The organism is Brucella haematophila (assembly GCF_005938105.1).
Classification (GTDB): domain Bacteria; phylum Pseudomonadota; class Alphaproteobacteria; order Rhizobiales; family Rhizobiaceae; genus Brucella; species Brucella haematophila.
Window position 1 is genome coordinate 174722 of record NZ_VCPE01000003.1, and the last position, 19279, is coordinate 194000.

The window sequence follows — 19279 nt, forward strand, 5'->3', positions numbered from 1 at the left end:
TTAGCTACGCCCCCAAGTCTGGCGAATGAGGTCTTCAATCTCGGCGTTGACAGATGTCAACGATTCCAATGCGCGGTCATAAGTGCCGCGCGAGAAGGCAGAGCGATCAACCTCGTAAAGTGTCTGCTTCGTCAGACCTGCATCGGAAATGGCGGTCGACTTCAGCATTGGCGTTTCCAGCACACGATTGCCAAATATTGAGCGCATGAAACCAGCCATCTGGTTCTGCGGCGCATCGTTTGGTTCATAGCGGGTGATCAGGTAGCGCATCCAGTCATATTGTGTATTGCCACCTGCTCGCTCAACCACCGCCAGCAGGTCCGATGTCATGTGCAGGAACTGGTTCATCGACATGACATCGAGCATCTGTGGGTGAACAGTGATCAACACGGATGTGGCGGCGCATAAAGCAGACAGTGTCAGAAAGCCCATCTGCGGAGGGCAGTCGATCACAACCACATCATAGAGATCTTCAACGACTGCGAGACAGCTTCCGATGCGCGAGAAGAACATTGCTTCGTTCTTCTGCTCTGCCAGAACCTTTGGCGTTTCATGTTCAAATTCCATCAGCTCGAGATTGCCCGGAATGACATGCAGACCGGGTGTGTAGGTAGATCTGACAATATCGGTAATCTCGCGCCGTTCCGCATCATAGCGAATGGCGCCATAGAGCGTATCATTGACCCGCACGTCGAGTTCAGGCTGATGGCCGAACATCGCAGACAGAGAGGCCTGGGGGTCGAGATCAATTGCCAGAACGCGATAACCACGCAGCGCCAGATATTGGGCGAGGTGGGCTGACGTGGTGGTTTTTGCTGAGCCGCCTTTAAAGTTCATCACCGAAATGATCTGCAACTTCTCGCCATTGCGGCGATGACGGATATATTTACCGTGGGTTTTGGGCGAGTTGTCGTCCAGCAATTGCCGTATGGCATGAATGTCTTGAATGGAGTACATCCGCCGACCATTGCTTTGCGGAGCAGGTCCGTGCCCTTCCGAAACGATCTGACGGAGGTACCCTTCCGCGACGCCGATGAAGGATGCCGCTTCAGCAGGTGTAAAGGAGCGGATCGACTTCTGCGCTGTTGGCGGAAAAATGCGCATTTGATGCGCCTGAAGTCGCTTCGACAGCTCTTCAGCGTCGGCTTCAATCAAGGACTGAAGGCTGCTATGAGGTTGTGGAGATGCTGTCGGGTTTTGATGCATTGGTTCGTCCTTATCAGCGCATATTCAGTAAAACATAACAAATATGCGCTGACGAAGATGCCCCGATTCTGTCTTCACCGCAATTTGTTTTTAGTTAATGAATAGTTAACGTCAAGCAAAGCAAAGAACGAGCCTGACAGAAATTATAGCGTTTCAAAATTAGCAGCTTCCAAGATACTCTAGGAAAGCTTTTCTGTTTATTGACATCTGTCAACATCGCGCGAATGCGCTGACCTGTTTGTATTACGCAGATTGGAGCCGACTAACATGCCGAAGGGCGGGCCAGATGAGGCTGCGCTCCGTCAGGAAATGGCCAGAACCTCAATCTCCTGATCTCCGAGTGAAGCCATATCACCAACTGCTTTGCCCATAAGCAATCGTGCCAGCGGCGAAACGAATGATATGGTGCCGCGTTTCGGGTCTGCTTCATCCTCGCCGACAATGCGATAGGATTGAGCAGGACGACCGTCTCTACTAAAGGATATAACGCAGCCGAAACCAATATTGGTTGGAGATAGAGGCGCAGGCGTTAGCTGAGCGGAATGAAGACGCGCAGCATAATAGCGAAGATCGCGTAGAGGGTGCGCTGTTTGACGCCGCCGCTCGGAAATGTCCTCGATGGCACTTGCCGCTTCAAATGCTACCCGCGCTTTCGCAAGCTCTTGCTGCAGAAGTCGCAACCCCTCCTCCGTTACCAGATTGGGGTGGAGAGAAATTTCGCGATCCGGCAGGATTGTTTCCGAAGCTGCTTCCGCGCTCTCTTCCTTGGCGAACGCAACGCTCATAGCAAAGCTCCTTTTTTTGGCTCGCGCAATTCTATCCGATTCTCAAGGGGGTGGGGTCTGTTATCAAATGATGCCGAGATAATTTAGAATGGCGGGAAGACGCCACTTCTTCCCGGTGACGTTAAACGGCGTCAAGAGTGATCACTGATCGATCTATAAGGCAGGGGATTACGGGTCCGTTTGTCATTCATCAAGTTCAGTCGGCGCGACGAACAATTCGGATGTCGCGATTTTGTAAGCACAAAGACTGGGACAAGCGTGGGCTTATAGCGAGAGATGCTAACTCGCACGTTAAGGCGCGTCTCATTGTTTCGGAAAGCTCGTTGACAGCTGTCAATTTCGAATGAAGCCGAAACGGCGAGCGTCTTCCAAGAGGTTTCTGATCGAAGCGGCCTGCCATTTACCACCGCCGCGCGGGGGCTTCGCGCCCATTGCATCAAGTTTCGCAGCAATGGCTCGTAAAGAGAGAGTTGGATCAGCGATGGCGATCGCAGCAACGCGCTTGATGAAATAGTCATCGGGTATCCGGCGCTTTGCCTGGGTGAGTAGCTTTGGCTCAGCGAGGCCTTCTTGCACAAGTTTGCGGATGGCTCGTCTCAATCTTTCGACCGTCCAGTTCTGCCCTCTGAGATTAAGCGTCAGCACTATATTCTCCCAGCTGTGTTGGGGGCGAAGCTGCGAAACGGTCGGTAGCCATGTGGGTGCTGTAGCAACGAGCTGTTCCATATAGGCGCGGTTACGCGCTGCTACGATGTTGCTGATGGCCTCTGGACGGCGCTCACGCAATCCCGGATTGCCAGCGAGCTTGCCACGGGCTCTTGCCAGCTTCATGCCAGCCCTTGTTCGCTCCACCTTGAGGGCATGCTCGAGGTTAACGACCACATCCAGAATCTGCAGTGCGGATGCTTGCCCGGAAGTGTCGAGTGGGTCGTCAAGTGAAAGCAAGTGAATGCCACGGTCCGTGAGATCTCTGATGAGCACGGCCAAGTGGCTGACAGAACGGACCACCCGGTCGAGCTTCAGGACGACGAGTGTGTCTCCGGTCACGAGATGGCTCAAAAGCTTTTCGAGTGCTGGCCGCGATTGAAATTTTTCAGCAGCGTGCTCCTGATAGATCCTGATACAGCCCGCGTTCTGTAGTCGGGATAATTGGGTCGCGTTGAACGGATCTTCCATTGATGGTCGTGCATATCCGATCCGAGCTTGGGGGAGGGGAGGGAGATCAAACTCATCAGCAAACTTGGACATCGCTACTATCCGACTCCGCGCAGTTTTGTACCAATTGAGGCTACATCATAAAAGGTTACTTTGTATACGGTTTTCAATAATGGCTTTCGAGCCATACAGCGCGGATATGATGAGTTTTATTTGCTTCCCCACTTGGATCGGCCTGCCATTCATTCTGAGCCAATCTGAAGAGAAAGGACAGTTGCGTGGTCAACATGACGTTCAATCAGGTGCCTGCAAAGTGCCACTGATGCGCTGGTGAAAAGCGAGGAACGAAAATCGTAGATATGCCCTCATTAGGGGTCTCTTTGAGCTTCTAGCTAGGTGCAATTAATTTATTGAAAATGTGAACTAAATTTTCCCAAATGAAACCTAAGGCGAGCTTCAGTTTAGCTCGGGCGATTGTTTATCTTTCGGTGTTTTGGGAGAGAAGATACAATTCGAATTGGCCGAGCGAAGAAGCTTCAAGACCGTTTCCGACAAATAGAATCATATTTGATTTGCAGTCAAAAATCTACAGTCGGACTTGCATGATGGTTCTTAGCGTTACGAGCCTGCATCTTCGACGCGCGATATCTTCGAACAGGTTTCACAATATCATGATCCCCGTTTGGTTAACTCCGTACGGGGGTACGCGTATTCCGCTACCAAGAAAGGCGTACCACTGACGTTGGGAGTCTTCGATTAGGTTAGCCAACATTGCACATTGAACATGTTTCTCTGCCGGTACGCGTAAATTACAAGATGGATATTGAAAGCAGATTTTTCTGAGCTCCGGCTTCTCCTGTTCCAGAAGACATGTGGGCTCTAGAATTCAAGTCGGACTGAACACACAGGCGTCCTGCATTCTTGCGCACGTTCACCGGCTTATTGGTAGGGGGACGTGTGTTGGTTGCGTATCTCATTAGATCAAATAGAGAGTTGGCCTCCTCTAACGGCGAGCAAAGACGCAGGTCTGTTTTCGCGGGTCCATTCTTCAACCGGGCTATGGTGCGCCTCCTGTCAGTCGGGGCTTGTATCATCGTGATGACACCTGCCAACGCACAGACCGTATGTACAGCGTCGCCATGCACGGGTTCTACGACTATCGACGCGAACTCCGCCGATTATTTTTCCGATACATCCCGCCCTAACTGGTCATTTCAGGATACGAGCACGCTCAACGCGACTGCGACCAATGCGATCAGTGGCGGCATGCAGGTCTTTTATGACTCCAGCGCTCTGAACGGCACGGCGATAAATGCGATCAGCGGAGGGTCGCAATATTTCAATGGCAACAGCAGTCTCAACGCCTCGGCAACATTTGTGGTTGGGGGCGGTGTGCAGAGCTTCTATGACACCAGCGCGCTGAATGCATCGGCTGCAAATGCGGTTAATGGCGGCGAGCAGTATTTCAACGCCAGTAGCTCACTCAACGTAACAGCCGCTGGAGGTCTCAGCGGCGGGCAACAGTACTTTTATAATACGAGCACATTGAATGTGGATTCCGTCAGCGGATTAAACGGTGGCACGCAGATTTTCTACGACACCAGCGCACTGAACGCCTCGGAAGCAAATGCCGTCGCAGGCGGGTCGCAATATTTCAACGGTAGTAGTCGCCTCAATGCAACGTCGTCCAACGCGGTCAGCGGCGGATCGCAGAGCTTCTATGCCAACAGCGTTATGACGTTGACAGCAGTCAACGCCGTTAGCGGCGGTGCGCAGTACTTCAATGGCGACAGCATATTGAACGCCGAAGCTAGCGGCGCGATCGGCGGCGGCACGCAATATTTCTATAATTCCAGTGTCCTGAATGCTTCGACCGCAAACGCTGTCAATGGTGGCACGCAGGATTTCCATGACAGTAGCATTTTCAATGTTTCTGCAGCCAGCGGCCTTAGTGGCGGCACGCAGACTTTTCACGGCAACAGCACGCTCAATGTGTTGGCAAATGATGCACTGACGGCAAATGCGGGCGTTAACTTTGATAATCAGGCGGGTGGCATTGGCGGGACGATAAAGCTCAATGGATTCAGTACAATCGTCGGAGCCATCAATAGTGTTGGCGCCGGGGCTGGTGTTATGGAAAATGGTGCCGCGACGAGCAGTGTTCTGACCGTTGACGGCTCATCTGTCGGCCCGTCGATGTTCTCCGGTATAATCCAGGATGGCGGCAGCGGTCGGCTGTCGCTGGCGCTTAATAGCGGCACGTTGACACTCAGTGGAGTGAATAGTTTCACAGGCGGCACCACGATAACGGGCGGTGTCTTGCAGGTGTCGAACGATGATAATCTCGGCGATCCATCAGGGGGGGTGATTTTCAATGGTGGGACACTGGCAACGACCGCAAGTTTTCAGACCGCCCGGTCAATTTCATTGGCGCAGGCAGGCATACTGGATGTCGCAGATAATACCGATCTCGTCGTGAGCGGTGTCATCTCAGGGCCGGGCGATCTTGTGAAAACGGGTACAGGTGTGCTCCAACTCACAAACGCTGCCAATAGCTATCGCAACACAATTGTTGGGGCCGGTCGTCTCATCGGCAATTCTGAAACTATCGCAGGCAACATTGCAAATGCAGGTGTCGTCGTTTTCGAACAGACAGCAGATGGTAGCTTTGCTGGCAATATTGCGGGCGCTGGTGGAGCGGCAGGCACGATAATCAAGGACGGGGTTGGCAGCCTTATCCTCAATGGCACATCGGGTCTCAACTGGATTGTGCAACAAGGTAATCTGACTTCCGGCGCTGAGCGCTTCTCAGGCGACGTCTCAATTGCGAGCGCTGCCTCATTGACATTCGATCAATCGACCGGCGCGCAGTTCGATGGTGCAGTGACCGGCGCGGGGACCTTCCTCAAAACTGGAACCGGAACGCTCGCTTATAATGGTGAAAGCGCATCATTCTCAGGAGTGACTGACATTGCCGCTGGCGGCTTGATTGTTGGATCGGACATTAGCCATAGCAATGCCGTGCTCGGAGGCTCGTTTATTGTAGGAGACGGGGCTCTGATCGGCGGGCACGGTACCATCGGTTCGGGCGTTGGATCAACGGTCGCGGTTCTAACCGGAGGAACACTTTCGGCTGGAAATTCGATTGGCACATTGATGATCAATGGCGACCTGACGCTTGAAAGCGGTTCGACCTATGCTGTCGAAATTGCAGGCGCTGGTGCGAGTGATCTCACGCGCGTTTCCGGATCAACAACGATTTTGGGCGGAGCCGTCAGTGTAACCGCCCTTGATCCCGCAACGAGTTATCGGAATGGGCAAACCTATACGATCCTTACATCGGATGGCGGTATAAGCGGCACATTTCAGGATACGGTTTCAAAATCCGCCTTTATAATCGCAAATGAGGCCTATGACCTCAACAGCGTGAAGTTGACGATTGCTGTTAAAGATGGCGGGGATACCGATCCTACGTCGGGCACGCCACCCGCAATCTTCGAAACTGTTTCGCAAACGAAAAACCAGGTAGCGACGGCAAGGGCGCTGGATACGCTCCAGCAGTCGGGACAGTCCCTTGAGCTTTACAACAAACTGTTGATGCTGAGCCCCGATGAGGCGCGCTCCGCCTTCAATCTTCTGTCTGGCGAGGCCTATGCGTCGACGAAAGCGGCACTCATTGAAGGCAGCTCGGCTATTCGTGATGCTATGAATAGTCGTTTGCGAACGACCGAGGGCTTTGAGCTACCGTCATCGATGACCGTCCTTTCCTATGGGCCAGAGAAGAGCTCCAATGCTGCCGCACCCGGCGCTTTTGCCACAATCACTCCAGCGCCTGCCGCGCAAGGGTATGATGTCTGGATTCAGGGCTATGGCAATTGGGCTTCAATCGATGGAAACGGTAACGCAGCCCGGCTCGACTACAATACTGGTGGCTTCGTAGCGGGCGTAGATGGCACTGTGTTCGATAACTGGCGCCTTGGATTATTAGCCGGCTATAGTAGAACAACGTTCAATGTGGATGGCCGCGCATCATCCGGACAAAGCGACAATTATACACTCGGAGCCTATGCCGGAACGTCCTGGAAGCTGAATAATGGCAATGCCGTCGCGTTGCGGACGGGGCTTGCTTATACCTGGCATGAGATCGAGCTGGACCGATCAGCCTATTTTCCGGGCTTCTCAGATAGCTTGAACAGCGATTATCATGCCGGTACGTTTCAGGCCTTTGGTGAGCTTGCCTATCAGTGGGGCAGGGATGATGCGCCGCTGGAAGCGTTTGCCAATCTGGCTTATGTCCACCTTCACACGGATGGCTTCAATGAAGCAGGACGGACAGCCGCGCGGCTTTCCGTCAATAGCGATACGATGGACACGGCATTCACCACCATCGGCTTGCGCGCTTCAAGGCGCTTTATGCTGGGCAATGTATCTGCAATTGCGCATGGGTCCATAGGTTGGCGTCATGCCTATGGTGATATCGACACAAGTTCCACAAACAGCTTCCTTGGTTCTTCTGCCTTTACAGTTTATGGCGCGCCTATCGCCAAGGATGCAGCTCTTGTCGAGGCAGGTCTGAACTTCAATCTCTCTCCGCGCTCAACACTTGGCATTAATTACACGGGCCAAATCGGTTCCCATGCCTATCAGCAGGGTGTGAATGCCGTGTTCAGGGTGAGGTTTTGACCGCAGCAGAACGTGCGATGGCAATGGCGTCGCGCAATTCATCGACTTCGATGGGCTTGTGCAGAAGAAGGGCCCCGCTGGCATTGACGTCTCTCAATCGTGCGGGAGACGTATCGCCAGTGATGATAATGGCTGGCACCGTGTTCCCAACAGCGTTCGACAATGATTGAATAGCGTCGAGACCGGTAATGCCGTCACCCAGCCGATAGTCGGCAATGATCAGGTCCACCGGAGCGTCGCCAATCTCAAGGGCTGCCTTGTATGATGCCTGTGCCTCCGCGGCTGATCGCCCAAGGTAAAGCTGATGTCCGTCTAGGGTAAGCAATCGCGCCATGGCATCGAGAACATCCTTCTCGTCATCAACGACCATAATGCCCAGCGATGTTTCCACGGCGAGCGGCACATGCATGTCCAAGTTCGCAAGGTCCTTGTCACGCGTTTTGGGCACGGTGATCGAGAACATGGAGCCCGAACCCGGAACAGAAACGAGTTTTAAAGGGTGGTTCAGAAGCATGGCTGCACGCCGAACAATGGCGAGCCCCAGTCCCAGACCTTGCGACCGGTCACGCGCCGGATTTTGTAGCTGAACGAATTCCTCGAAAATCTTTGCCTGTTGATCGGCCGGAATACCGGGGCCTGTATCGAAGACCTGAATTTCAACCGTATCGCCACGTCTGCGACAGCCGAGAAGAATGCGGCCTTGTTTCGTGTATCGGAAAGCATTGGACAAAAGATTGTTCAGGATGCGTTTGAGCATCATCGGATCACTGTCGACACAAAGATTGCTTTCAACGACATGCCATTGAAGACCGCGTTGCTCGGCCTCAAGCGCAAATTCGTCGTGCAGGTCGTGAAACAAGGCGGATAGGGCCACCGGCTCGTTGACCACCGTTACAATGCCCGCGTCCAGCTTCGAAATATCGAGCAACTCGTTCAACAGTCCGCTCAGATCGTTGACGACGGATTTCGCTTTTGCGGCCAGATCGCGCGCATCGCCGGAAGCGACATTGCCGCGCTGCCCCAAAACGCCAAGCGTGGAAATGAGCAGGCTCAGCGCATGGATCGGCTGACGAAGGTCATGGCTTGCTGCCGCGAGAAAGCGTGTCTTGGCGCGATCGGCCCGCTGCGCGCGGTCCGTTTCTTCCTGTAATCCCCCGACGAGATTCTCGTTTTCCAGTCGCAAGCGAATGGTCTCGTGCAGCATGCGATAGGTGATCCGGCAATAATAGAGATTGATGGCGACCAGCGCGGTCAACAGAAACAGAAAGGCGCTGGAAATCTCGCTTTCGGTCGTGATGCAGCGCACGGCTATCGGAATAACGGTCGCGATGATCGAACCGACCAGCGCTGGTGGAAATGCCGAGAGTGAGGGGACTGTGCCGCAGACAAGGCCGGTCAATACGATGACGGTGAAGGACAGAACGATTGGCGCTTCAGGCAGAAACCCCGCCCAGCCAAGCCCGCCCCATAAAAGACCGGATATCCATGAAAAGCTCGCGGCAAGCCAGGCCCAGCGTTGTATCGAGTGCGGATCCATTTGCCGGCTGAAGAATTGCCTGGATGCGAAGACACGGATGGCCGTCAGCGAGTAAAGTGCAACGAGCCACCCGATGATCCAGTTCATGGGTACGGCATTTTTCAGAACATAGATCGCGCCAAGAGAAATGACGACGTTCGAAATAATGACGCCATAGGAATTGCGGTAGAGAAGTTCGGTGAGAGCCTGACGTATCCTGTCTTCCTGCATCAGACTTCCCCCCGATGTGTTGCCCCGCGTGGTGCATTGTCCACCGTTGCACATTGATATACTTAAATACTTTATTGATCAGTAACTTGATGCCAATAAGTTGTGATTAGAACGATTTGCGTCAGTAAACCCCAATATAAGGTAAACCACAGCCGGATGACCCGTCCCCTGACCGCCATTCTTGCCGATGACCACGCTATCGTGCGTCAGGGGCTGAAGCTTCTGATCTCCTTGATGGACAATGTGTCTGTCATCGCGGAGGCGGGGGATGGAGCGACCGTCATGGAGCATGTGCGCAATGTCGGGGCGGATTTGCTTGTTCTCGATCTTGGTATGCCGGGCGTTGCGGGCATTCAGTTCATCTCGGATATAAGAACTGTCGCGCCTCGGCTGAAAATTCTGGTTCTCACAGCAAATATCGAACCCAGAACGATTCGCGCCACTATGGAAGCGGGTGCCAGCGCTTATTTGACCAAGGATGGCGATCCGGAAGAAATCGGTGCGGCCATTGAAGCTGTCAGAAATGGCCAAACCTATCTGGCGCAGGCCATTCGGTTTGCTGTCACAGGGTCTCCGCGGAACAGCGGCTTTCCACCGCCGTCGGATATATTGTCGCCGATACCGTTGACACGCCGCGAACGTCAAATTCTGGCGCTGGTCGCGCAGGGCTTGACGGCAAGGGATGTTGCCACACGACTGGGGATCAGCCCCTTGACCGCACGCAAACACCGTGAAAACCTGATGCGGAAGCTCAATCTCCACAGTTCTGCTGAGTTGACGGCTTATGCCGTTCGCTTGGGCCTGCCGACTGTGTGAGCAGGCGCACCGATCAAATCATCCCGCGTTGCTCGACACGGCTCCCGGAAAGGTCCTTCCGGATGTAAAAGCCATTCGGGATGGCCTCTTGCACCAACGGAACATGCGAAATCAGCCCCACCGCACGGTTTTGGCTGACCAGCGTGTTCAGCGCTTGCAGGACCTGATCGAGTGTGCCGGTGCCGTTCTCGGTGTCCAGACTGCCAAAGCCTTCATCGATGAAGATGGTATCGAGACGGACCTTGCCGTTGGCACTTTCGACGACATCCGCAAGGCCAAGTGCCAGCGCGAGAGCGGCAATAAAGCTCTCGCCACCGGAGAGCGTGGCTGTTGGCCGAGGTTTCCCGGTGTAAGTGTCATGCACTTGAATGCCGAGACCACGTCGACCGCGCCCCGAACCTTCGAGCGCGCGTTCCAGCGTATAGCGTCCGGCCGACATCGGGTTAAGGCGTTGATTGGCGGCGATCAGCACCTGATCGAACATTGCACCTATGGCAAAAGTCTCGAGATCGAGATTATGGGAGTTTTTGGAATCAAACAGTGCAGCCAGTTCGCGCAATGGCCCGCTTTCTGCTTCCGCTTTTTCCAGCCGGCTGATCGTATCGGCAAGTTCGGCCAGCAACTTGTTCAACTGATCACGGCGCGCTGCCGCAGTTGCCAGATCCTCCTGCGCTTTTTGAAGCGTTATATCCGCCTCCTGCAATGCCATCTCGAAGGGCGGCAGGGCAGGGCGATCAAGCGTTGTGACGGCCTCCTTGGCCTTACGCGCCGTCTCTTCAGCCACGAACAAGGTACGGCGGTAATTCTCAACGCTCTCCCGGTCCTGATCGATCATAGCGAAAGCGGGTTTGAGCGCGAGATATTCTTCATGGGTCAGCGTTGCAGCTTCCAAGCGTGAAGCGAACTCGTCTTGCGCACGGCTCCGCCGAAGACGCTGTTCTTCCATCCGCTCTAGCGCGCTTTCCTGTTCCTTCATGGAAGATAACGCGGTTTCGCGAGCTGTCGTAGCAGTTTCGCGAGCTGTCTTTCGTGCAGTTTCCCGTCTTGTGAGAACATCAGCACGACTTGTGATAAGCTCGGCAAGACGGGTAGCCTCGCGATGTTCTTCCGGGATATCGGATAGCATTTCTTCAAGGCGCACTCGCGCAGTTGCCAGTTCCGTTTCCGCCGTCTGAAGTGCAGAGCGATGTTGATCGCGGATTTTTTCATCCGCAACTATTCGCTCTTCTGTCTCTTCCAATTGCCCTTCGGCACGAGCGATGTCCAGAACAGGGCCAAGCGCTTCGATATCATGTTTTATCGTGGCAAGTTCTGCCCGCAGTTCCACCAATGGGCGCTCGGAAGGATTCAGTTCAGCCAAGCGCTTCTGCCGTTCAACCAGGATACTTTGCGCTGACACAAGAGTTGCATGCGTACTGCGCTCGGCTGATTGCCGCTGTTCCCAAAGTTCCTTCGTCTGACGAAAAGCGGCATCCAGCCCTGCGTGATGCGGGCTGCCGGTTGCAGGTATCGGATGATCACTGGCGCCACAAACCGGGCAAGGCTCTCCGGGAACGAGTTTGCTCGCCAGATGCAGAGCTTGTGCGCTGGAAAGTTGCCGCTCCGCTTCGATAAAGGCGCTTTTCGCTTCGCTTGCGGATTCCTGCTCTCCGAGATGACGCGCAGATAGTGTATCGACCAGCGCCTTTGACGATGCGACGTCGGCGTGAACTTTCTCAACGACCTCAGCTTGCGTAATTGCATGTTCGAGTTGAGTGCGTTTTGTGAGCAGTTCCTGTCGCTTGCTCGCAGTCAGGCGAGCTGCTTTCAACCCATCTTGCTGCCTTTGCTTGCGAGCGAGGAGAGCGGTAATTGCATCCAGGCTCTTTTGCAGAGACGCTTGGCTTTTTCCGCGTTGATCGGTTGCCTGTGCAATGGCTTGCGATATGGCGATGGAGCGCTCAAGTGTTTGCTGGTGACGCTGCATCGTTTCAATTTCACGTCGAAATTGGTCAATTTCGCTGGCCTTGGCCTCCTCATTCTCATGTACAGCCCGGGCGCGTATTTCAGCTGCGGTTGCAGCGGCAAGTTTTTGAACCGATACACTAAGGGCAGTTTCTGCTGCAGCCAGCTCTGTTGTTGTCTCCAATACATGCCGTTCGACATCGAGCAACAGACGAGCACGCTCGGCGGATTGCAGCTTTTTGGCGATAGCGTCAATCTCGGAAGCCTGTTGCTGTAGAGCAGTTACCTCATTCGAGGCCTTGATGGCTGTCTCAAACAGACGATCCAGTGCTTTCGCGGCCTCAAGCGCTGCATACGCTTTCTTCTGGGCCTCTCGTTGGTTTATTTCAACTTTCGCAAGATCTGAGTAAGAGGTTTCACTTTCTTCGATGCCCGACTTGAGAGCGTCGAGGCTTTCAAAGCCTTCTGCATTCAGCCGACGCGCAAATACTTCCCGTTCCGTGCGAAACTGTCGCTCGACGGCTTCGGCATCCGCTTTCATCCGCGCTGCCAGCCGGCGGTATAGGGAAACATCGAACAGATCGCGCAAGATGCCAAGACGCGCCTTGGTATCGGCGGCGAGAAAAGCTTCAAACCGCCCCTGCGGTAAAAGCACTATCTGCCGGAACTGGTCGGCACCATAGCCAAGCAAATCCTCAATGGCTTTTCCAACTGGGCCGACTTTCTTTTCTTCAATCACTTTGCCCGGACGCTCCGGGGTGATGTCATCGAGCGCCATGCCTGTTGCATCGAACAGCCAGGCTTCATGCGGATCTCTGGTTTCGCCATTCCCGCGTTGCTTTGGTCGGGACTGCTCAGGTCGGCGGCGGACGACGTAACGGCGGTCCGCAATATCGAACACAAACTCGACTTCGGTCGGACGGTTTGCGTCAGCATTATCGGACCGCAGGCTTGGCGTTTCCTGCTCTGCCTTCGCGGCTTCACCGAAGAGAGCGAAAGTCATGGCGCTGAAAATTGTCGATTTGCCGGAACCGGTCTGGCCATAAATGCCGAAAAGACCAGCATCTACGGCATCGCGGAAATCGATGGTCTCTTGCTCGCTATATGGCCCGAAGGCCTGCATTGTCAGCCGAACGGGTTTCATGCCGTGCCCTCCGACTGATGCAGATCGCTCAAGGCTGTTTCAACGACATCGCGCTCCGTTTCCGTGATTGGATCAGCACGAACCTGTTCGACAAAGGCCGCAACCAGATCCATTGGTTTGATCGCCTGAAAGTCAGAGATCGAAAGGGATTTTTGCGCAATGGAACGCTCGTCGCGCTGGTATGTCAGCTGGCAAGCGTTTGGAAACACCTCGCGCAGCCGCTTCATGGCCTCGATAATTGGTGTCTCGTCGGTCAAAATGGCTTTAATGAAATCGTCCGACCGAGGGAAAGCAAGAAGCTCCGCGTGCCGTCCTTTCAGGATCCGTACCTGCCTGATGGGCTGAAACGGAATTTCCTCGATCGTCACTGCGCCGTCAGCATCAATCTCGACGAGATTCATGGATTTCACATGGTCCGCTTCATCGAAGCCAAAGGCGAGGGGGGCACCGGAATAGCGAATGTGATCGCCGCCCGCTGTTTGCGGACGATGCAAATGTCCCAGCGCTACATAGGAAGCGCCAGAAAAGATATCCGGATTGACGGTTTCAATGCCGCCAACGCGAGCAAGTGGCCGCTCCGCGTCGCTTGGCTCTGCACCAGCCACAAAAGCATGGGCCAGTATGACCCAACGTGCGCCATCGGGTACATGCTTCCGTGCCGCTGCAACCTGCGCTTTCAAGACATCTTCAGGCGTGGCCAGTGTTTCGTCGCCAAAGCACTCGCGTGCGGCATATTCATAGGAAAATGGCAGGCCGGAAAAGACGACGGGCCCGTGATCGTCATGAAGCACAAACGGACGTTCATCGGCAGAGATCATTCCGCGGATGATGCCCCGTCTGGTGTCGGTCAGCACCGACATGGATTCAATCCTGTCGGCGGAATCGTGGTTCCCGGCAATCAGCAAAACGGCTGCATCTGTCTCCTTTGAAATGCGCCGCATGAACGTATTGAACTGGCGCACCGCTGTTGCCGGAGGTGCTGCGCGATCAAAAATGTCGCCCGCGATGATGAGAGCATTTGGCTGATGAACGTGGACCGCCTCGACAATCTGATCGAGAACCGCGCCGTGGTCCGCTTCCAGGGATATTCCATTGAATTGCCGACCCAGATGCAAATCAGCCGTGTGAAGAAATTTCATTCAAATCTCGTATGATTATTCCGGGCCCGACAGGCTGCCGATGGCACTGTCGACTTCATTAATAGCAATTTTCAAATTCCGCCAGCGGAGACACTCAACCACCAGTACATGCCGACGTTTTGGCTTGACCAACACGCCACGATAACTGCCCCTGCGTGATGGTCAGTGTGTGCTGGCCGTCTGAAAAACGCGTTCCTTTTTCTCCCACAGCGGCAAGCTCAATTGCCCGTTTGCCGTTCACCGAAACAGAAGCATGTTCGCCCATCAGCCTCACCGCCAGTTTCGTGCCGTCTTTGCAAACATAATGGCTGACGGGATATGGGTTTCCCGCCCCAATCGAAGCGCCAGTTGCAGAACTGACGAAGCCGCCAAGCAGTAAAACGCTGGTCGTTGCTATCGACAGATTTTTAAGCATGGTGGTTCTCCAGATTGGGACCCTGCGGTCGGGGAAGTGACGAGCAGTTTTGATTGCTTCGGTGAAAATACCGCGCTCAGGCGACGTAGGTCAAATGCGCGACTATGGTCCTGCAACTTAAGAAAATGGCAATCGCCATTGTCGATAAAAAGTCTATGCCGTAACAATAAATCCGGAAATTAAATAGAAGTCGGGGCTGTTGAATGGTTACGATCTTTTCTCTTTCCGTCTACATGTCTTTCCTTGCCTTTGCCGCTCTGGGAGGGGCATTCTTTCTGTTCGGGCGAGGAATGCTGTATGTCTTTGCACATTATGCAAAACGTGACCCGCTCTCCATACCAATAGGTGCATTCATCGCTACAGTGGCGACGGCTTGGGCGCTTGCGCTTGGATTCGTGGCGGCGGATATCTGGGCGATTACGTCAAAGGCAAATCAGGCGACGAGCGATGAGCGGTCTGCAATCGTTCGGCTTGTCGGCATCGCGGATTCTCCAGAAATCGGGGCCGTTCCACTGCGTGAAGCTTTGATGCGATACCGAACTGCCGTTGTTGACGACGAATGGACCAAGAACATCAACCTGTCACCGGCTTCTTCCGTTGAAAAATCGCTCCAGACTATCCGCGACGTGATACTGAAGATGAGCAGGGAGAACATTCCGACACCTATCATTTCGCATCTTTTGAATGATCTTGATATTCTGCAAGACGCGAGAAGCATGCGGCTGTCTGTTGGCGCCACATCTGTCGATTCCTATAAATGGTATCTTGTTATTTCATTGACGATCATGACAATTATTACCATTGCTTCCACGCATTCGGATAGAATTCGTGCAGGACGCGTCGCTCTCCTCATATACACACTGAGCGCAACCTTGTGCTTATGGATATTGGCCATTCATGCCAATCCTTATCAAGGCCCAGCCAAGCTGGAACCGACCGTTCTACTAACCTCACTATGATGGGCCCTTCATCCGCCTTGTGATCTGGTTGTGCGTCTTGTGCGCACTGCCCTTGCTTGGTTTAAAGTCCAATAATAAATGGCAGCGCTGTGTATCGCGCCGCCATTCTTAAGCGTTTCAGCAGAGGTAGGCTCGGCCAATTCAGTTTTTGGTAGGTCGGTCTTGCCGGACGAATTCACTAATAGCCTGATATGTCGCTTTGGCTTCCTGCGGCACCAGGTTTTCCAGCATGAGATAGGCGTGCACCACGTCTGGAAAGTGTACGTGTTCTACTGGGATGCCATCGGCTTTCAACCGGGCCACAAAAGCAAAATCCTCATCACGCAGCGGGTCAAGGCCACCGCTGAACAATAGCACCGGGGGCCACGCTTTTGTCACCGACATGTTAAGCGGGGAATGCACAATACGGTCTTCGTTATGTTGAAAGTATTGATCGAAGTACCATCGCACTTTCGCCTCATCCAGCAGTTTCCCTGTGCCGTTCTCTTTTACCGAGGGCCAGCTGAGTGTGTAATCGAGGCTCGGATAAATAAGGACAAGACGATTGATAAGGTCAGGCTGGGAGGTTTGCATCTCTGCGGTCAAGGTGGCGCTAAACGCCCCTCCGCCGCTGTCGCCGACCAGCGTGAGTTGATGCTGATAGGGGATGTTCTGTTGATCCAGCAGATGATAGGCCTGTAAGAGAACGGCACGTGCATCGTCCAGCCCCGCCGGAAATGGGTTTTCCGGTGCCCGCCGATAATCAACAGCGATTACGGTGTTACCAGTGCTTACGGCCAGGTGACGAGCCACAGGGTCATACACATTGACCGATCCGCTAAGATGTCCGCCGCCGTGAATAAAGAACAGAACGCCCGGCGCCTTCTCATCGCTCTGTCCCGCTGAGGTCGATGTCGGTTTGCTGGCGTTGTTTTGGTAGATACGGACCGGAATGCGTCGACCGTCCGCTTCGACATCCACATTAACCACCGTCAGATTTTCAGCCGGAGGCGTGGTGTATTGATGTGTCAATTGCGCTAGCCCCTCGCGGGTGCTGAGGGTATCAAAGTGAGATACAGGCTTGGTTGCATGCTCAGCCAGAAAAGTCGCAAGGGCAGGCGGTGGAGCAGCGGTTAGAGCGCCGTGTTCTTGCTGCCATTGCTTCGCATATTGCTGTTGATCTGTTTGTATAGTGGCGGCATGCGCGACGCCGGACAACAGGCAGGCCGTCAATGCGATGGTCACCGGTAAGCGGCATCTTATGTATTGGGTTAAAGGAGAAAAATATTGATTTCTTCTAATAGGCTCTTTCATTACTCATCCTCTGGTGAATGCTATGATGAGAAGCAGTTTGGTGAACACGCATGTCAGTTTCTTGATCAAAACTATCCACGTTATTCCATCATCCAGCCGTGACTCACGAGCAGGGATTGCCCTGTTAGTGCGTTTGTTTCAAAGTCACCCAGAAAAACCGCGACATCTGCAATGTCTTTCTCTGTCGTAAACTCGCCGTCAACGGTTTCTGACAGCATCATCTTGATGACGTCCTCTTCCGAGATACCCAATTCGGCAGCTTGCTGCGGGATTTGCTTGTCGACCAGCGGGGTACGGACGTAACCCGGGCAGATCATGTTGGCCCTTACGCCCCGCGCTGCACCTTCTTTGGCCACAACACGACATAATCCGAGAAGCCCGTGCTTTGCCGTTACATAGGGCGCCTTCAACCTGGAGGCTGTTTTAGCGTGCGCAGATCCCATATAGATGATGCTGCCCTGCTTTTGGGAGTACATATGCCTAAGGCATGCACGCGTGGTTAAAAACGCGCCATCCAGATGGACGGCCAGCATCTTTTTCCATTCAGCCAGTGTGAATTCTTCAACTGGTCGAACGATCTGGATTCCCGCATTACTAATAAGAATATCAATCCTACCGAAATGAGCGACGGCATCTTTTACAGCGGTATCGACTTGTTCTTCATCCGACACGTCCATGATAGTGCCAAAAGCCTCTCCTCCCAGAGCTTTTATGTCTTCCACGGTCCTGGCAACTGCGTCCGGCGACAGATCGGAAACGACGACTTTCGCTCCTTCCTGAGCGTATCGCAACGCAATACTTCTGCCCAAGCCGCTACCAGAGCCGGTAATGAGCGCAACTTTGTTTTTCAAAGACATGTCTACTATTCCTTTGAACAAATAATCAGAGCAAGGATGTTGGATAACACCAACCGCACAGTACAACTTGGTTGATGTCAGTCATCCAGCGTCAGGCGAGGTAGTCATAAACGACGCGACCATGCATCAGGGTCAGGTCGGCGACGTAGTGACTTGCGGATAATACTTCTCGTACTGGTAGCTGTGAGACTGGTGCGAGTGCGTGTGGATGCAGTTCCAATGCGCCGGGTCCAGACCAGGCTCCCTTCAGACGAATATCGCCCATGTGGTACTGAACCAGTTCGCAAATCCGCAGATTACCGTCCACATGCGGAATGATTTTGAGCAGGAAGCCGGGACGCTTCATATCGTCGAGCAGTTTCGCCTGTTCCATTTCCTGATATTTGTAACCCATGGTGCCAGTGGCAATACGCACTGGGCCGTAATCCAGAGTACCGATCAAGGTATCCTGAACTACCTCCAGACGAGGCTGTGCATATTTCTTGGGGAAGCCCCAGATCTCACGGCCACCCGCAATTGGTGCGTGGTCGTCCAAATACATGGCGTGGGTGTAGCTGCCTTTGACACCATGAAGGCTAACCGGAATAACTTGTCCACTCTCAGTGTAGCTACCAAATCCGGCGGAATCTGGCATGCGAATAAATTCGTAATGTACAATGGGTTCATGGACCTCAAGCGGCTCAGGTACTACTGCCCGGAGAGCATCCATGTCCGTTCGGTAGGTTAAGACTAAAAATTCCCGATTGTAGAAGCGAAACGGGCCCCGACCAAAGGCCGGGCTGGTTAGCGGCATGGCATAGGCCTGCTGGCGTATTCTATCAATGTCCATATCGGTCCTGATTATGAATGGTGAAAGACGGCTTCACCGCAAGCGCCTAAAAAGCGCGGTGATATTCAATCGGCGAAGCAAACAAATATTGCGGAGCCTTTGTTTTCGGTCATTATTTATAGTTCCCGCTTTTCTTTTATTCACGGGGAGGTTTATTGAAATAAAGATTTGATAATATTCGCGTATGAATTCTTTCTAAAGGATACAAAGCTAATATCGGATAAATTTAAGGAAATATACGCTGAAAATGAAGATAGAAAAATCACGAGTTTGTGTTGTATTTAATTTTACTAAAGTATGCGCGATG

Annotated in this window: 13 protein-coding genes; 3 read left to right on the plus strand and 10 right to left on the minus strand. The window is 53.4% G+C overall.

Features of this window, described 5'->3' with window-relative positions; all coding sequences use genetic code 11:
* From repA to FGI60_RS06120, 3 genes are all read right to left on the minus strand, one after another.
* The gene (repA, locus tag FGI60_RS06110; RefSeq protein WP_138784381.1) at nucleotides 1-1206 is read right to left on the minus strand and encodes a plasmid partitioning protein RepA; all 1206 of its coding nucleotides are present in this window, start codon (nucleotides 1204-1206) and stop codon (nucleotides 1-3) included.
* A gap of 302 nt (nucleotides 1207-1508) precedes the next feature.
* The gene (gene greA, locus FGI60_RS06115; protein WP_138784382.1) at nucleotides 1509-1991 is read right to left on the minus strand and encodes a transcription elongation factor GreA; all 483 of its coding nucleotides are present in this window, start codon (nucleotides 1989-1991) and stop codon (nucleotides 1509-1511) included.
* Between the two features lie 333 nt (nucleotides 1992-2324).
* On the minus strand, nucleotides 2325-3239 hold the full coding sequence (locus FGI60_RS06120) for a recombinase family protein (protein WP_138784383.1): 915 nt from the start codon (nucleotides 3237-3239) through the stop codon (nucleotides 2325-2327).
* 1005 nt (nucleotides 3240-4244) lie between these two features.
* Here FGI60_RS06120 and FGI60_RS06125 point away from each other — a divergent pair.
* The gene (locus FGI60_RS06125; RefSeq protein ID WP_235889756.1) at nucleotides 4245-7829 is read left to right on the plus strand and encodes an autotransporter domain-containing protein; all 3585 of its coding nucleotides are present in this window, start codon (nucleotides 4245-4247) and stop codon (nucleotides 7827-7829) included.
* Here FGI60_RS06125 and FGI60_RS06130 read toward each other — a convergent pair.
* Complete coding sequence (locus FGI60_RS06130) at nucleotides 7813-9576, minus strand: hybrid sensor histidine kinase/response regulator (RefSeq protein WP_138784385.1); 1764 nt, start codon at nucleotides 9574-9576, stop codon at nucleotides 7813-7815. The two genes, FGI60_RS06125 and FGI60_RS06130, sit on opposite strands and share 17 nt — an antisense overlap.
* A 156-nt stretch (nucleotides 9577-9732) precedes the next feature.
* Here FGI60_RS06130 and FGI60_RS06135 point away from each other — a divergent pair, with 156 nt between their 5' ends.
* Nucleotides 9733-10392 (plus strand): response regulator, encoded by a 660-nt coding sequence (locus FGI60_RS06135; protein WP_138784386.1) that lies wholly within the window; start codon nucleotides 9733-9735, stop codon nucleotides 10390-10392.
* Between the two features lie 13 nt (nucleotides 10393-10405).
* Here FGI60_RS06135 and FGI60_RS06140 read toward each other — a convergent pair whose 3' ends face one another.
* The 3 genes from FGI60_RS06140 to FGI60_RS06150 all read right to left on the minus strand — a co-directional run bounded on the left by FGI60_RS06140 (nucleotide 10406) and on the right by FGI60_RS06150 (nucleotide 15034).
* Nucleotides 10406-13480, minus strand: a complete 3075-nt coding sequence (locus tag FGI60_RS06140) for an AAA family ATPase (protein ID WP_138784387.1) — start codon at nucleotides 13478-13480, stop codon at nucleotides 10406-10408.
* Nucleotides 13477-14619 carry an exonuclease SbcCD subunit D gene (locus tag FGI60_RS06145; protein WP_138784388.1) on the minus strand — a complete coding sequence of 381 codons (1143 nt, stop codon included), beginning with the start codon at nucleotides 14617-14619 and terminating at the stop codon, nucleotides 13477-13479. Before FGI60_RS06145 ends, FGI60_RS06140 begins: the two co-directional genes overlap by 4 nt.
* Nucleotides 14620-14713: 94 nt before the next feature.
* Nucleotides 14714-15034, minus strand: coding sequence for a hypothetical protein (locus tag FGI60_RS06150; RefSeq protein WP_138784389.1), 321 nt, complete (start codon nucleotides 15032-15034; stop codon nucleotides 14714-14716).
* A 203-nt stretch (nucleotides 15035-15237) separates the two neighbouring features.
* On the opposite strand from FGI60_RS06150, the gene FGI60_RS06155 reads away from it, so the two are divergent.
* A complete protein-coding gene (locus FGI60_RS06155) occupies nucleotides 15238-15993 on the plus strand; it encodes a bestrophin-like domain (RefSeq protein ID WP_138784390.1) in 756 nt (251 codons plus the stop codon).
* Between the two features lie 141 nt (nucleotides 15994-16134).
* Here FGI60_RS06155 and FGI60_RS06160 read toward each other — a convergent pair whose 3' ends face one another.
* From FGI60_RS06160 to FGI60_RS06170, 3 genes are all read right to left on the minus strand, one after another.
* Nucleotides 16135-17286 (minus strand): alpha/beta hydrolase, encoded by a 1152-nt coding sequence (locus FGI60_RS06160; protein WP_138784391.1) that lies wholly within the window; start codon nucleotides 17284-17286, stop codon nucleotides 16135-16137.
* 80 nt (nucleotides 17287-17366) lie between these two features.
* Nucleotides 17367-18143, minus strand: coding sequence for a 3-hydroxybutyrate dehydrogenase (locus FGI60_RS06165; protein WP_138784392.1), 777 nt, complete (start codon nucleotides 18141-18143; stop codon nucleotides 17367-17369).
* Between the two features lie 91 nt (nucleotides 18144-18234).
* The gene (locus FGI60_RS06170; RefSeq protein WP_138784393.1) at nucleotides 18235-18972 is read right to left on the minus strand and encodes an acetoacetate decarboxylase; all 738 of its coding nucleotides are present in this window, start codon (nucleotides 18970-18972) and stop codon (nucleotides 18235-18237) included.
* Between the last annotated feature and the right edge of the window lie 307 nt (nucleotides 18973-19279).